Annotated in this window: 11 protein-coding genes; 9 read left to right on the forward strand and 2 right to left on the reverse strand. The window is 37.0% G+C overall.

The window, feature by feature from the left end; all coding sequences use genetic code 11:
• Nucleotides 1–4: 4 nt before the first annotated feature.
• Both nrdR and hrpA read right to left on the reverse strand, forming a co-directional pair.
• On the reverse strand, nt 5–460 hold the full coding sequence (gene nrdR, locus QS62_RS05295) for a transcriptional regulator NrdR (protein WP_066106994.1): 456 nt from the start codon (nt 458–460) through the stop codon (nt 5–7).
• Nucleotides 461–482: 22 nt separating this feature from the next.
• Nucleotides 483–4,427, reverse strand: a complete 3,945-nt coding sequence (hrpA, locus tag QS62_RS05300) for an ATP-dependent RNA helicase HrpA (protein ID WP_066106997.1) — start codon at nt 4,425–4,427, stop codon at nt 483–485.
• Between the two features lie 149 nt (nt 4,428–4,576).
• On the opposite strand from hrpA, the gene QS62_RS05305 reads away from it, so the two are divergent.
• The 9 genes from QS62_RS05305 to QS62_RS05345 all read left to right on the forward strand — a co-directional run bounded on the left by QS62_RS05305 (nt 4,577) and on the right by QS62_RS05345 (nt 13,775).
• Entirely contained in the window at nt 4,577–5,581 is a 1,005-nt protein-coding gene (locus QS62_RS05305) for an AI-2E family transporter (protein ID WP_066107000.1), read from the forward strand.
• 248 nt (nt 5,582–5,829) lie between these two features.
• Complete coding sequence (locus QS62_RS05310; RefSeq protein WP_066107031.1) at nt 5,830–7,743, forward strand: FTR1 family iron permease; 1,914 nt, start codon at nt 5,830–5,832, stop codon at nt 7,741–7,743.
• Between the two features lie 44 nt (nt 7,744–7,787).
• On the forward strand, nt 7,788–8,309 hold the full coding sequence (locus QS62_RS05315) for an iron transporter (RefSeq protein WP_066107004.1): 522 nt from the start codon (nt 7,788–7,790) through the stop codon (nt 8,307–8,309).
• A gap of 121 nt (nt 8,310–8,430) precedes the next feature.
• A complete protein-coding gene (locus QS62_RS05320) occupies nt 8,431–9,831 on the forward strand; it encodes a Fe-S-containing protein (RefSeq protein ID WP_066107007.1) in 1,401 nt (466 codons plus the stop codon).
• Nucleotides 9,831–11,153 carry an ABC transporter permease gene (locus QS62_RS05325; protein WP_066107010.1) on the forward strand — a complete coding sequence of 441 codons (1,323 nt, stop codon included), beginning with the start codon at nt 9,831–9,833 and terminating at the stop codon, nt 11,151–11,153. Before QS62_RS05320 ends, QS62_RS05325 begins: the two co-directional genes overlap by 1 nt.
• Nucleotides 11,140–12,279 (forward strand): ABC transporter permease, encoded by a 1,140-nt coding sequence (locus tag QS62_RS05330; protein ID WP_066107012.1) that lies wholly within the window; start codon nt 11,140–11,142, stop codon nt 12,277–12,279. The genes QS62_RS05325 and QS62_RS05330 overlap by 14 nt, the downstream gene beginning before the upstream one ends.
• 2 nt (nt 12,280–12,281) lie before the next feature.
• The gene (locus QS62_RS05335; protein ID WP_066107017.1) at nt 12,282–12,965 is read left to right on the forward strand and encodes an ABC transporter ATP-binding protein; all 684 of its coding nucleotides are present in this window, start codon (nt 12,282–12,284) and stop codon (nt 12,963–12,965) included.
• Between the two features lie 10 nt (nt 12,966–12,975).
• Complete coding sequence (locus QS62_RS05340) at nt 12,976–13,464, forward strand: TlpA family protein disulfide reductase (protein ID WP_066107020.1); 489 nt, start codon at nt 12,976–12,978, stop codon at nt 13,462–13,464.
• The gene (locus QS62_RS05345; protein ID WP_066107025.1) at nt 13,464–13,775 is read left to right on the forward strand and encodes a c-type cytochrome; all 312 of its coding nucleotides are present in this window, start codon (nt 13,464–13,466) and stop codon (nt 13,773–13,775) included. Before QS62_RS05340 ends, QS62_RS05345 begins: the two co-directional genes overlap by 1 nt.
• The last annotated feature ends 59 nt before the right edge of the window (nt 13,776–13,834 follow it).

Consider the following 13,834-nt stretch of genomic DNA (forward strand, 5'->3'; position numbering starts at 1 on the left):
ATCGTTATCCCTCTCGTTGTAATTTGTCGATTTCATCACTGAATTGTTTAATATCATCAAAGCTGAGATAAACCGAAGCAAAGCGAATATAAGCTACTTTGTCTAATTTTTTTAATTCATTCATTACCAGTGTTCCCACCAATTTACTAGAAACTTCTCGTTCACCAGAAGTCTGTAAGGTATGAATAATTCGGCTAATCGCATTCTCAATATTTTCTTCACTAACAGGTCGTTTTTCTAACGCACGTGAAAAACCTGCCCGTAATTTATCTTCATTGAAAGGCTCTCTATTACCATTATTTTTCACAATTTTTGGTGTGACTAATTCTGCCATTTCAAACGTAGTAAAACGTTCGTGACATTGTAAACACTCTCGACGGCGGCGAATCTGATAGCCATCAGCGACCAGACGACTATCGATGACTTTTGTGTCCTGTGCGGAACAAAAAGGACAATGCATATTGCCTCCTCTATTTTTAGTTTTAGCCCAAACTTTCAATCAAATTAAGAATACGCTTATCAGAAATCGGATAGGCTGTACCTAATTGCTGAGCAAATAAACTTACGCGCAGCTCCTCAATCATATACCGAATTTCTAAAATTTCATCTGAAATTGGTTTCGATTTTGGTAATTTATTTAATAGTTGTTGATAGGCTTGCTGTACTTTCTCAATACGCAGCATTGCCGCCCTGTCACGATTCACGTCCTGCGCCACTTTATCTAGACGTTTGTCAATTGCTTGCAGATAACGATTCAAATCTGCCAGACGCGGATATCCTGTTTTTTCAACAAACCCTGGATAAATCAAGGCGCTAATTTGTGCTTTTATATCTGACAAAGCAAACGCTAAATTAAAATCTAAACGCCCTTTCATTCGTTTATTAATTTCAAAAGTTAAAGTCAAAATTTGCTCAACTTTTTGCGCAATATCTACTGTTACCTCGTTTAAATTAGCCCGCACAAAATCACGTAGTTGCTCAAACTTTTCTTCTTCCCAAACTACACCGCCAAAATCCACGATCAATTTATCCACTGCACAAGCAATACAATCATCAATTAACTGTAATACCGTTCCGAATGGTGTGAAATACAGTCCTAACTTGGCTTTATTTGGCAATTTTTCGTGTAGATATTTAATTGGTGATGGCACATTTAATAATAATAAACGACGTAAACCCGCTTGCATCGCACGTTGTTGCTCAAATTCAGTTTCAAACAATTTAATGCCAACCGCTTCTTTCTCATCAACTATTGCAGGATAAGCCTTAATACTAAAGCCATGTTTCTTCTGTTCATAAAACTGTGGCAAAGTAGCAAAGTTCCAAATATGAATGCCAGATTGCTCAATACCATCATCAGCAACCTCGGCAATACTTTGTTGAATCCGATCTTTTAATGACACCTTTAAATCATCTAAATCGCCACTTTCTGCGATCTTTTTACCTTTTTCATCAATAACGCGGAAAGTCATTTTTAGATGTGTTGGCACTTGTTCCCAATTCCATTCTGACGGTTCCACCCATACACCCGTCATTTTACGGAATTGCTCACTTAAGCTCTCTACCAAAGGTTTTTCCAATGGCGTTGCTCTGGCTAAAAAAGCTTCTGCGTAATTTGGTGCAGGCACAAAATTACGACGTTGTGCTTTTGGTAATGATTTAATCAAAGCCATTACCAATTCTTTTCGTAAGCCAGGAATTTGCCAATCAAAGCCATGCAAATCAATCTGATTTAATAACGGCAATGGAATATGGACAGTAACGCCATCAGCATCAGTTCCCGGTTCAAATTGATAGCTTAACTTCAATTTTAAATTACCCTGATGCCAAAAATTTGGGAAATCTAATGTGCTAATATTAGCTTCTTCATTTAATAAAAAGGCTTTCTCAAAATTGAGCAACTCTGGCTGTGTTTTTTGTGTTTGTTGCCACCATTTATCAAAATGGCGCTGCGAAACAATTTCGGCTGGAATCCGCTGATCATAAAAGTCAAACAATGTTTGTTCGCTCACCAAAATATCGCGGCGACGAGTCTTATGTTCCAACTCTTCCACTTCTTGAATCAATTTTTGGTTATCAAAGAAGAATTTATGTCGGGTTTGCCAATCACCTTCCACTAAAGCAGCGCGAATAAAAATTTCACGACTGACCATTGGATCGATAGCACCATAATTAACACTTCTCGCTTGCACAATCGGTACACCATACAAAGTAACTTTTTCACTCGCCAACACTGCCCCTTGTTTTCTCGACCAATGTGGTTCGTGATAACTACGTTTTACCAAATGTTGTGCTAACGGTTCGATCCATTCCGATTCAATACTGGCAACCATTCTGCCCCATAATTTGCTGGTTTCAACCAATTCCGCCGCCATACACCATTTCGGTTGTTTCTTAAATAATACTGACGCCGGGAAAATCGAGAAATGCGCATTTCTTGCTCCTAAATATTGCTGTTTCTCTGCCTCTTTTGCGCCAATATGAGATAGCAATCCTGTCAGTAATGCAGTATGTACTGCCACATATTCTGCCGGTTCGGAATTAATCGCCAACCCCATTTCACGTACTGTCAAGCGTAATTGATGGTAAATATCCTGCCACTCCCGAATACGTAAATAATTTAAATAATCTTTCTGACAAAGGCGACGGAATTGATTACGTGATAGTTCTTTTTGTTGCTTCTGAATGTATTGCCATAAATTCACAAATGCCAAGAAATCAGAATTTTTATCAGCAAAACGGCGATGTTTATCATCTGCTGATTGTTGTTTTTCTTGCGGACGTTCGCGTGGATCTTGAATTGATAACGCCGATACAATCACCATTACTTCACGCAGGCTACCATTGGCTGCAGCACTTAATACCATTTTTCCTAAACGTGGATCAATCGGTAAATTGGCTAATTGACGCCCGCTATCTGTTAATACCCGTTTTTTCCCTGCACGAGTATCAATCCATTTCAATGCTTGTAACTCTTCTAACAAGCGCAAGCCGTCCTGGATTTGACGGCGATCTGGTGCATCAACAAACGGAAATGCCTCAATATCATCCAAACCTAATGCTGTCATTTGTAAAATGACTGACGCTAAATTAGTTCGCAAAATTTCAGGATCGGTAAATGGCGGACGATTATTAAAATCGTCCTCCGAATATAAACGAATACAAATCCCTTCACTTACCCGTCCACAACGCCCTTTACGTTGATTAGCTGAGGCTTGTGAGATTGGCTCAATCGGTAAACGTTGTACTTTAGTACGATAGCTATAACGGGAAATTCTTGCTGTTCCCGGATCAATAACATATTTAATGCCTGGTACGGTTAAAGAGGTTTCAGCAACGTTGGTCGCTAAAATAATTCGATTAAGTCCACTTGGATGAAATATGCGATTTTGTTCTTGTGCCGATAAACGAGCATATAATGGCAAAATTTCAGTATGGTGTAACTCTCGTCGTTCAAGTGCTTCCGCTGTATCACGAATTTCTCGTTCACCATTCATAAAAATTAAAATATCGCCACGTCCTTCCGCTTGTAATTCATCAACAGCATCAAAGATCGCTTGTAATTGATCTTGATCTTCCGTTTCCGTCACTGGACGATAACGCACTTCAACAGGATAGGTACGACCAGAAACTTCAATAATTGGTGCATGATCAAAATGATCAGAAAAACGCTCTACATCAATGGTCGCTGAAGTAATAATAACTTTTAAATCTGGACGACGTGGTAAAAGCTGCTTTAAATACCCCAAAATAAAATCATTATTCAGGCTGCGTTCGTGAGCTTCATCAATAATTAACACTTCATATTGATTCAAATAGCGATCCGATTGAATTTCTGCCAATAAAATCCCATCGGTCATCAATTTTATTTGCGTATTTTCACTAACCTGATCGTTAAAACGTACTTTATAACCGACAAGGCTGCCTAATTCGCTTTGTAACTCTTCAGCAATTCGAGTTGCTACTGAGCGTGCTGCAATACGGCGCGGTTGTGTGTGTCCAATTAAACCTTTTGCCCCTAATCCCAATTCAAGACACATTTTCGGTAATTGTGTGGTTTTTCCCGAACCAGTTTCTCCAGCAATTACCACGACTTGATGTTGTTTTATTGCTGCTAATATTTCTTCTCGACGCTGACTAACTGGTAATTCCTCCGGATAGCTAATCTCGGCAATAGGTTGCTGACGCTGCAATAATTTCTGTTTTGCAGTTTCAACTGCTTCACTCAATAGCGCTTGTAACTCTGGCTTTGCTTGCGCAGGTGCTTTTTTAATGCGGGCTAATAGCGGATATTTATCCACTAACATCACTTGATCTAATTGCGATAATAATTGTTGTTGCCATTCTGCTAAAGGAGTTGTTTGTGTTGCCGATTTCTTATTAAAAAAACGTTTTTTCTTACTCTGATTTTTTACTTGTTCTGACATAATTACTAAAAATCTCTTAACTACTTGCGGCCTATTATACTGGGGTTAATAGCTGGTACAAGGTTGTTGTACCTTAAGGTAACTGTGATTACAATGCTTCACTGCTATTAACTTTCTATTATGATCATTATTTCAGCAATAACTGTATTATGGAAAAATTAGATCTTACCTTTAAACACTTTCTGATTGCGATCAGCGGTGTATTAATTTTATGGCTACCAGTGTTCTGGTTACATCTAGTATTAGTCTTGTTTACCGCTTTAAGCGCCTATGCTATTACCGACATTTTCGCTCGCCACTTACAAAAGCATAGCAAACATTATGTTGGTTATTCCGTACTAATCGTACTAATGCTATTTATTCTTGCTATTTTTCTGTTCATTATTTGGGTTGAAAATCGTGCTGATGCATTAAGCGCTGGAAAACTAATCAGCAGTGTGGCGGATATTTTAGATGAATTACACGAAAAATTGCCTGCCTCTATTGCGACGCATATTCCTGATGGTGTTAGTACCTTACAATTACATCTCTCACAATGGTTAAAAGAGAATGCTAGAGAGTTACAAAGCGCGGGGTTATATACGTTAAGAGTTTTAGGGCATCTTATCGTCGGTGTTGTTTTAGGTACAATTGCCGCTTTCCAAACCTTACCTTTATCCCCTAATAATCAACGTGCATTACCAAAACTATTACAATTACATTTTCAACAATTGTTAGATGGTTTTACCAATGTTTTCTTTGCGCAAATTCGTATTTCTTTCATTAACACTATATTAGCTGCATTATATCTGTTAGTGATCTTACCTGCTATCGGTAAACCATTACCTCTCGCAGGCACGATGGTATTTGTCACCTTTGTTGCCGGACTAATTCCAGTAGTTGGTAATCTTATTTCCAACTCATTTATTGTAATGATGAGTTTAGGCGACAGCGTCAGTATTGCTATTACTTCCCTAATCTTTTTAGTCGTTATCCATAAATTAGAATATTTTCTTAATGCCGAAATTATCGGACATCGGATTAATGCTAAAACTTGGGAATTATTAATTATGATGGTGTTTATGGAAGCCGCTTTTGGCATTCCAGGATTAGTCAGTGCACCAGTAATTTACGCACAAATCAAAAGATTATTGGTTTACCATAATTGGCTTTAATTAGCATTTTTTCACCTTAATTAGGCTAATTCGATTGTAATTTATTTAGCTAACATTAAGGTGAAAAAGTTTAACAAAATGTTTTCTATTCATAAGCCATTAATTTTCTTTCCTTTTTAATTCCGTTAATATTTTGTAACAATCCTACCTTTTTACAATAAAACCTAACCTCTGTACTTGCATAAAAAAATAATCAGAGGATAATACAAGTGAAGATAAGAATTGTTTCTATTTTAATGGATAATATTATGGTTTTTTCTCGTTATTATCGGATATTTATTTTACTCACCACCTTATTCTGTTTTACCAACGCTCAAGCAGATAATAATTATCAACAATGGATCAAAGATATCGAAAATCGTCTAGATAAAACCGCTTCTTTATATCAACAAAATAGCGTTGATGAAGCTCGTACTGAAGTACAAATGGCTTATTTTGAAGTCTTTGAAAATTTAGAAGGTCCAATCAGAATTAACTTCTCTGCACAAAAAAGCTATCAAATGGAAGCTACTTTTGGTGAAATTCGTAAAATGATTGGCGAAGGTAAACCATTAGATGAAGTTAAAGCAAAAATTGATGGTTTAAAAGCTGAATTACAAGAAGTATTACCTTCTTTAGAGGAAGGACATCAACTTAACGCTTCCAGCCAGCATGGTGTATATGAACATCCAGAAATTGCACAACACTGGCAACAAAGTTTTAAAACGATTGATGATCTATTAGCACAAGCGATTAGCGCATATCAAAAAGGCGATTATGCTGCTGCGAAAAAGTTAGTACAACAAGCACAATATGATGGCTATAAAAACTCTGAAATGGAAATGTCCATTCGCCAAAATCGCTCTTCTGCCATTTCAGCAAGTATCAATCAACAATTCTATGATTTAATTAAGATTAGTGAACAACCTGATCAAATTAATAATTTAGGTTATCAAATCACTACACTTCTCCAAGATTTAGAAGAACAATTACCAAACTTACCAACTACACGTGAAAATCAGCAAGTCAGTGCACAAAATACCGCTACGAATTCAGCTACTGATGTTCCTGATCAGGATTGGAGTAAAGTCGCCGCTGATGTCAATCAACATATCCAACAAGCTATTGCACTCTTTGAAAAAGGCGAAAGCAAAAAAGCAATGTTGGCAGTGCAAGATACCTATTTTGATATTTTTGAAAATAGCGGTATGGAAAATAAAGTCGGTTCACGTGACAGTAATTTTAAAGCCGATTTAGAAGGATATTTCACTCGCTTAGTCAGTTTAATGAAAGCAAATGAATCTAGCGATAAATTACAACAACAAGCAGATGGTTTAAAACAAGGGCTTGCTAAAGCTGTTGAAATGTTACAAGGTGGAGAGCAAGGCGCTTGGGTAATGTTCTTATATAGTTTGTTGATTATTCTTCGTGAAGGCTTAGAAGCCTTATTAATTGTTGCGGCAATTGTTGCTTATTTGGTGAAAAATAATCATCAAGACAAATTACCAGTAATTAAACAATCCGTTTATGTTGCCTTAATTGCTAGCGTTGTCACAGCGGCAATATTCCAATTACTCTTTTCTAATTCCGGCGCCAGTCGAGAATTGTTAGAAGGCTTCACAATGATCATTGCGGTAGTAATGTTATTCACAATGAGTTATTGGTTATTGTCAAAAGTCGAAGCTAATAACTGGAAACGTTATTTAGAAGGAAAAATTTCTGTTGCACTCACAACAGGTTCTTTAATTGGTTTATGGTTTACTAGCTTTCTAGCTGTTTATCGTGAAGGCGCTGAAACAGTTCTCTTTTATTATGCCTTAGTTGGCGATGCCTCAACAACATTAGATTATGTTTACCTATTAGGTGGTTTTATCGCTGGTGCAATATTACTCGCTGTTTGCTACTTCATAATGCGCTACACCGTAGTCAAACTACCATTAAAACCATTCTTTATGTTTACTGGCTCATTTATGTATTTAATGGCTTTCGTCTTTGCTGGTAAATCAATTTTAGAACTTATTGAAGGAAAACTCTTTGAACCAACACTCTTAGCTGGTGTACCTGAAATTTCATGGTTGGGTATTTACCCTTATGTTGAGACTTTAATTCCTCAAGCGATTTTAATCATTGCTGCTATTTTTGCGCTGATTTATATGAAATACCAAAGTAAAAAAACAGTTTAATCTTTTTCACAGCACGATATATCAATTAACAGGAGAAATTAACTATGAAAAAAACCTTATTAGCTGCAACATTACTTGCTAGCATTTTAACTGCACCATCAGCATTTGCTTTCAAAGAGTATCCTATCGGTGAAGCAGTTACGATGAATGAAATGGAAATTGCTGCCGTTTATCTACAACCAATCGATATGGAACCTCGAGGTATGGGATTATCTGCTAAAGATTCAGATATTCACCTTGAAGCAGATATTCACGCAACTAAAGGAAATAAAAACGGTTTTGGTGAAGGTGAATGGATGCCTTACCTCACTATTTCTTATACTTTAGTTAATACTGATACCGGAGAAAAACAAGAAGGTTCATTTATGCCAATGGTTGCAGGCGACGGCCCTCACTATGGCGCCAATATTAAAATGATGGGCGTAGGTAATTACAAAGTTACTTATCATATCGATCCGCCATCAAAAGCAGGTATGCACCGCCACACTGACCAAGAAACAGGTGTTGGTCGTTGGTGGAAACCATTTGATGTAAGTTATGAATTTAAATTTACTGGCTTAAAATAACCAACACTATGAGCACGAAAAATCTTTCGTGCTCTTTAATCGCTATTTTACTAACACCTGTGATTGCAGGTGTTTATTACTTTAAAACAGTATTGTGATTACTTAGCTGTGATTAACTACTATGAATTATTATTTTGTCTTTCTACTACAAGCTGTATTACCGCTCGCTATTTTACTCGGTTGTAATTGGTCACGTTATCGTAATGTTAATATCAAAAACGCACTATGGCTCACCGTAATTGGCTTTGCTTTAGGGATTATCCTTAGCTTAAATTACCCTAATAACCAACAAGCTAAACTTATTCTTAACAGCATTATATTGGCACTATTGCTGCTCTTTTATCTGTTGCAATTTATTCATTCCAATAAACTTGCTTATCTATTCCAATTTGTTTTTTGTATCATTGCAGGTATTTTCTGGGCAAAAGATCCTAACGTCAGTGCCATTACCAATACAGACGTAATCAATACCGATTTTATCTTACATCTTGCTGCTGTTATTTCAGGTTTATTCTTTTGTATTTTCATTACGGTATGGCTCAATATTCTATTGCAACAAAGTCAGGTATTAAACAAATTAGCGGTATTACGCTTTGTCGTGCTAACTTCTATTACTGCGTTACTGATTATTCCTATTCTTGGCGAAATTACTTTAGCGCTAATGAAATTACAAGTGTTTGAACTCACCAAATTACGCCTAAGTTTTGTCGCAAAATCCAGCAATATCACCGCTTATTTAAATAACATTACCGCAATTTTGTTGCTAATCATCATTGCTTGTTTTTCGCTTAAAGTCTATTTACCACATAAAAAGGCAGTTGTTGCTGAATCACATCCTATCGAAAAACGTAAAAAAATGGTGGCAATGCGTAATAGCCGCCGCACGATTATTTGGGGTTCTGCTGCCACCATCTTAATTATCGCAGCTCAACTTTATTGGGATAAAGTCGCTTCTCAACCACCAAAACTTTCCGAAGCTACACCTGTCACCCTAGATCATGAAAACAATGTACATATTCCAATTGATCAAGTTAAAGATGGGAAATTACATCGTTTTGTTTGGGTGGCAAGTGACGGCAAAGCGGTTCGTTTCTTTATTATCAATCGCTCAACAAAAAATATCAGCCTTGCAGCTGTCTTTGATGCTTGTATTTTATGCGGCGATCAAGGTTATGTAATGGAAGGCGATCAAGTAGTCTGTGTTGGTTGTGGAGTAAGAATGTTTATTCCTTCAATCGGTAAACCGGGCGGCTGCAATCCGGTTCCTATTGAAGGCTGGCAACAAACTGCAACAGACGTTGTGATTAGTCGTAAAAGTCTTGAGGATGGTTTGAATTACTTCTCTACTATTGTTGAATTAGAAGTTACTGACCCTGTGAATGGTAAAAAATTAAAAAATACTACCGCAGAACATAAATATAGTTATGAGGGAAAAACCTACTTCTTTACTAGTGAGCAAAACCTCAATCTATTCCGCGACAATCCAGAAAACTATTTATCAAATAGCAAAGGAACTGAATAATGTTAGCGCGTATGTTATTCCAATCTTGGCGACATGGGCTCAAACGTAAATTATTAGCGATTATCACCATCTTTCTCGCAGCAGGTTTAGTTTCTGCGTTACTTGCTGTTTCAATTGATATTGGCGATAAAATGGCTCGTGAATTGAAATCCTATGGCGCGAATATTTTAGTTGAACCCGCCAGCAGCGCCGTACTTCCCGAAGATGTTAATGGCAACACTGCGCTTTCTACACAAGATTTTCTTGATGAAAAAGAGTTACCCAACGTTAAGGATATTTTCTGGCGAAATAATATTGTTGGTTTCGCTCCTCTATTAAGTGCAGAAGTTCAAGCACAAAAACTAACAACACAAGAACAACAAAATATCGCTATTTTAGGTACTTTTTTCGATCATCAAATCGCCATTCCAGACGAAGACGACTACCACACAGGGCAACGTATTATTAGTCCTTATTGGAAAGTTACTGGTGAATGGGTTGATGATAGTACCAATCAATTTTCTGAATTTATTCCTGCCCTAGTTGGTGAACAATTAGCAAAAACAACTAAATGGAAAATTGGCGATAAATTACTTTTAAAATATCAAGAAGGTGATTTTTCCCAACAAATTAAAATCCAAATTGTTGGGCAACTCTCTGCCGGTGGTAACGAAGATCAACAATTGGTAATGCCATTGAGCGCAGTACAAACGTTACTTGGCTTAGAGGGAAAAGTACAAGCTATCAAAGTATCAGCACTAACAGTGCCAGAGAATGAGTTATCTCGTAAAGCACGAGATAATGCCGATGCACTCGCTGCTGAAGAGTATGATCGCTGGTATTGTACTGCTTATGTTTCTTCAATTTCTCATCAATTAGAAGAAGCAATTTCTGGTGCAATAGTGCGGCCAATTTGGCAAGTTGCTGCTTCTGAAGGAGTAATTATCGAAAAAATTCAATTATTGTTGGCTGTGGTTACTGTTGCTGCATTAATTGCAGCCGCTATGGGCATTGCTTCACTAATGACAACCACCATTATCGAACGCAGCAAAGAGATTGGGTTAATGAAGGCTTTAGGTGCTTATCAATGGCAAATTGTATTACTGTTTTATTGCGAAGCGATAATTAGTGCTGTAATCGGCGGTGCATTCGGTTGTGTTGCTGGATGGGGATTAGCGAGATTTATTGGTATCACCCTCTTTGGTTCACCACTAAGTTTTACTTGGATCGTTATTCCTTGCGTTTTAGTGTTATCTATCTTAATTGCTTTAATTGGTACTTGGTTCCCAGCTCACCGTATTGCACAACTCTATCCAGTGGAGGTGTTATATGGCCGTCAATAAAACCAAATCGATGTTTTGGCGCTTAGTCATCAATGCCTTGCGCTTACGTTTACAAAGAGTCTTTATTATCTTTGCTGCTTTAACTGTCGGGGCTAGTATCGTCACCGCTATGGCAGCAGTCTATTTCGATATTAATACGAAAATGAGTCAAGAGTTGCGTACTTTTGGCGCCAATTTTTATGTTGGTTCCACTAACAGCGGCTTAATTGAAGAAAGACAAGTAAAACAGATTTTACACCATGCTCCAAATGGCTTAATTACGGCGGCTAGCCCTTATTTATATGGCGTGGCTCGCTCTGATCTGGAAAAAATTGTACTAATGGGTGTTTGGTTTTCTGATATGCGTACATTAGCACCTTATTGGCAAATTACAGGCTCAGCTATTGGTGTTAATTTTGATGATCGGCATGCAATGATCGGTAAAACATTAGCACAGCGCTTAAATTTACAGGTTGGTAGCCAAATTACTTTGTCAAAAAATGCTGTTGAAAAACATACTTTCAAAATCAAAGCTATTATCGAAAGTGGTGATGTTACTGACAATATGTTAATTGTGAGTTTGGAATTTGCACAAAATTGGTTAGATAAAGAAGGATTAGTTACTAATGCACTATTTAATGTAAAAAATGATCAAGGGCAAGTAGAACAATTCGCTCATCAATTACAACAACGCTATCCTGACTTAGAGATTCGCCCTATTTTGAAAGTATCTGCATCGGAAGGGCAAATCCTCGATAAAATTAAAGGACTAATGGGCTTAATTGCATTGGTCATTCTAATCTTAGCCACCCTTTGTGTTAATACTACCTTAATTGCTATTGTTGGCGAACGAGCAAAAGAGTTTGCATTGCAAAAAGCATTAGGCGCTAAAAAGAGCGACATTGTAAAACAAATTGGTACTGAAATTTTGATCATTGCATTTTGTGCAATTATTGTTGGTTTGATAATCGGCTATCTATTAGCACAAATTCTAGGAATCACCGTATTTAAATCTTATATTGATATGCGTTTACCAGTTATTCCAATCACTATCTTGCTTTCTCTTATCGTAGCGTTTATTGCAGTGATTTTCCCAACTCGTCGCGCATTACAAATTCAAACAGCCAACATTTTAAAAGGCGAATAATTATGACTAATTATGTAATTGAAACTCAGCATTTATATAAAAGATTTGGTCAAGTCACAGCACTTGAGGATATTAATATTCAAATTGCACAAGGCGAATTTGTCGCTATTATGGGCGCTTCTGGTTCAGGGAAAACAACATTGATGAATATCTTAACTGGCTTAGATACCGCCAGTGAAGGTAAAGTTATTTTAGATGGTATTGATGCCGCACAATTAGATGAAACGGGAAGACAACGCTTTCGTGCTGAAAAAATTGGCTTAGTATTTCAACAATTCCATCTAATTCCCTATTTAACAGCATTGGAAAATGTGATGTTAGCGCAACATTACCATAGTGTTGTTGATGAAACAGCCGCTAAAGCGGTGCTAGAACAAGTCGGTTTAGGGCATCGTATTGATCACCGTCCAAGTCAATTATCAGGTGGTGAGCAACAACGTGTATGTATTGCACGTGCGCTAGTTAATCAGCCACCAGTGATCTTTGCTGACGAACCAACAGGAAATCTTGATGAGAAAAATGAAAAATTGGTATTAAACCTATTAACTGAACTCAATCAACAGGGCAGAACCATTGTGATGGTAACTCATAATCCAGATTTGGGGAAACTTACCGATCGCACTATTTTCCTGCAACATGGTAAATTCTTGAAAGAAGAAATTAATCAACGTCACCCAATAAAATAAAGAAATAGCAATGAAACTCTCATCTATTATTAAACTATTTTTGTTAAGTATAAGCTGTTTAACACTCTTTGCCTGTAAAGAAGAAATTGCTGAAGTTGGTAAAACCGCTCCAGAAATTGCTGCTTATGATCTGCAAGGCAACAAAGTTCTTTTAGATAAGTTAAAAGGCAAACCAATATTACTCACCTTTTGGTCTGGCACTTGTGGTATATGTTTAGTTGAATTGAAATCATTTGAGAAATTAGCTACGCAATATCCAGAAAAAATTCAATTACTCGCTATCAATGTCGATGGTGAAAACAGTGATATAGCTAAGTTAGCAGCTAAAAATAAACTCAATCTACCTATTGCAAAAGATCAACTTAAAATCACTGCGGAACGTTACCAATTAGTCGGTACACCAACGTCTTTTATTATTGATCAAGCGGGTAAAATCCTTTATAAATTCGAAGGTTTAATTCCTGATGAAACATTACAACAATTATTTGTGGGTCAATAATGAAAAATTTAACTTTAATTCTTAGTGCGATTATCCTTACCACTGCAACAGTAGCTCAAGCTAATACTGATATTGAACGCGGTAAACGTTTATTTAATCAAGGTTGTGCTTTATGCCATGGTAAGCAAGGTGAAAAATCTGCGTTAAATCAATCTGCAATTATTAACACCTTAAGTGTTGATGAAGTAGTGACAGCATTACAAAAACGTAAATCAGGTGAAATTGTTGGCGCTGGCAATGCGGCCAAATCTCGTCTTAATGACGATGATATGAAAGCGATTGCTGAATACCTACAAACACTAAAAAACTAATTTTATCGTTAGATAAGTAAAAGGCTGAACACAAAGTTCAGCCTCAGACCGCTGACAAA

Source organism: Gallibacterium salpingitidis (assembly GCF_001678495.1).
GTDB classification, from domain to species: Bacteria; Pseudomonadota; Gammaproteobacteria; order Enterobacterales; family Pasteurellaceae; genus Gallibacterium; species Gallibacterium salpingitidis.

What these genes read in the sequence shown, in the direction of transcription:
- QS62_RS05345 (WP_066107025.1), top strand. Translation starts at nt 13,464, where the DNA reads ATGAAAAATTTAACTTTAATTCTTAGTGCGATTATCCTTACCACTGCA.
- QS62_RS05315 (WP_066107004.1), top strand. Translation starts at nt 7,788, where the DNA reads ATGAAAAAAACCTTATTAGCTGCAACATTACTTGCTAGCATTTTAACT.
- QS62_RS05340 (WP_066107020.1), top strand. Translation starts at nt 12,976, where the DNA reads ATGAAACTCTCATCTATTATTAAACTATTTTTGTTAAGTATAAGCTGT.
- QS62_RS05310 (WP_066107031.1), top strand. Translation starts at nt 5,830, where the DNA reads ATGGTTTTTTCTCGTTATTATCGGATATTTATTTTACTCACCACCTTA.
- nrdR (WP_066106994.1), bottom strand. Translation starts at nt 460, where the DNA reads ATGCATTGTCCTTTTTGTTCCGCACAGGACACAAAAGTCATCGATAGT.
- QS62_RS05335 (WP_066107017.1), top strand. Translation starts at nt 12,282, where the DNA reads ATGACTAATTATGTAATTGAAACTCAGCATTTATATAAAAGATTTGGT.
- hrpA (WP_066106997.1), bottom strand. Translation starts at nt 4,427, where the DNA reads ATGTCAGAACAAGTAAAAAATCAGAGTAAGAAAAAACGTTTTTTTAAT.
- QS62_RS05305 (WP_066107000.1), top strand. Translation starts at nt 4,577, where the DNA reads ATGGAAAAATTAGATCTTACCTTTAAACACTTTCTGATTGCGATCAGC.
- QS62_RS05325 (WP_066107010.1), top strand. Translation starts at nt 9,831, where the DNA reads ATGTTAGCGCGTATGTTATTCCAATCTTGGCGACATGGGCTCAAACGT.
- QS62_RS05320 (WP_066107007.1), top strand. Translation starts at nt 8,431, where the DNA reads ATGAATTATTATTTTGTCTTTCTACTACAAGCTGTATTACCGCTCGCT.
- QS62_RS05330 (WP_066107012.1), top strand. Translation starts at nt 11,140, where the DNA reads ATGGCCGTCAATAAAACCAAATCGATGTTTTGGCGCTTAGTCATCAAT.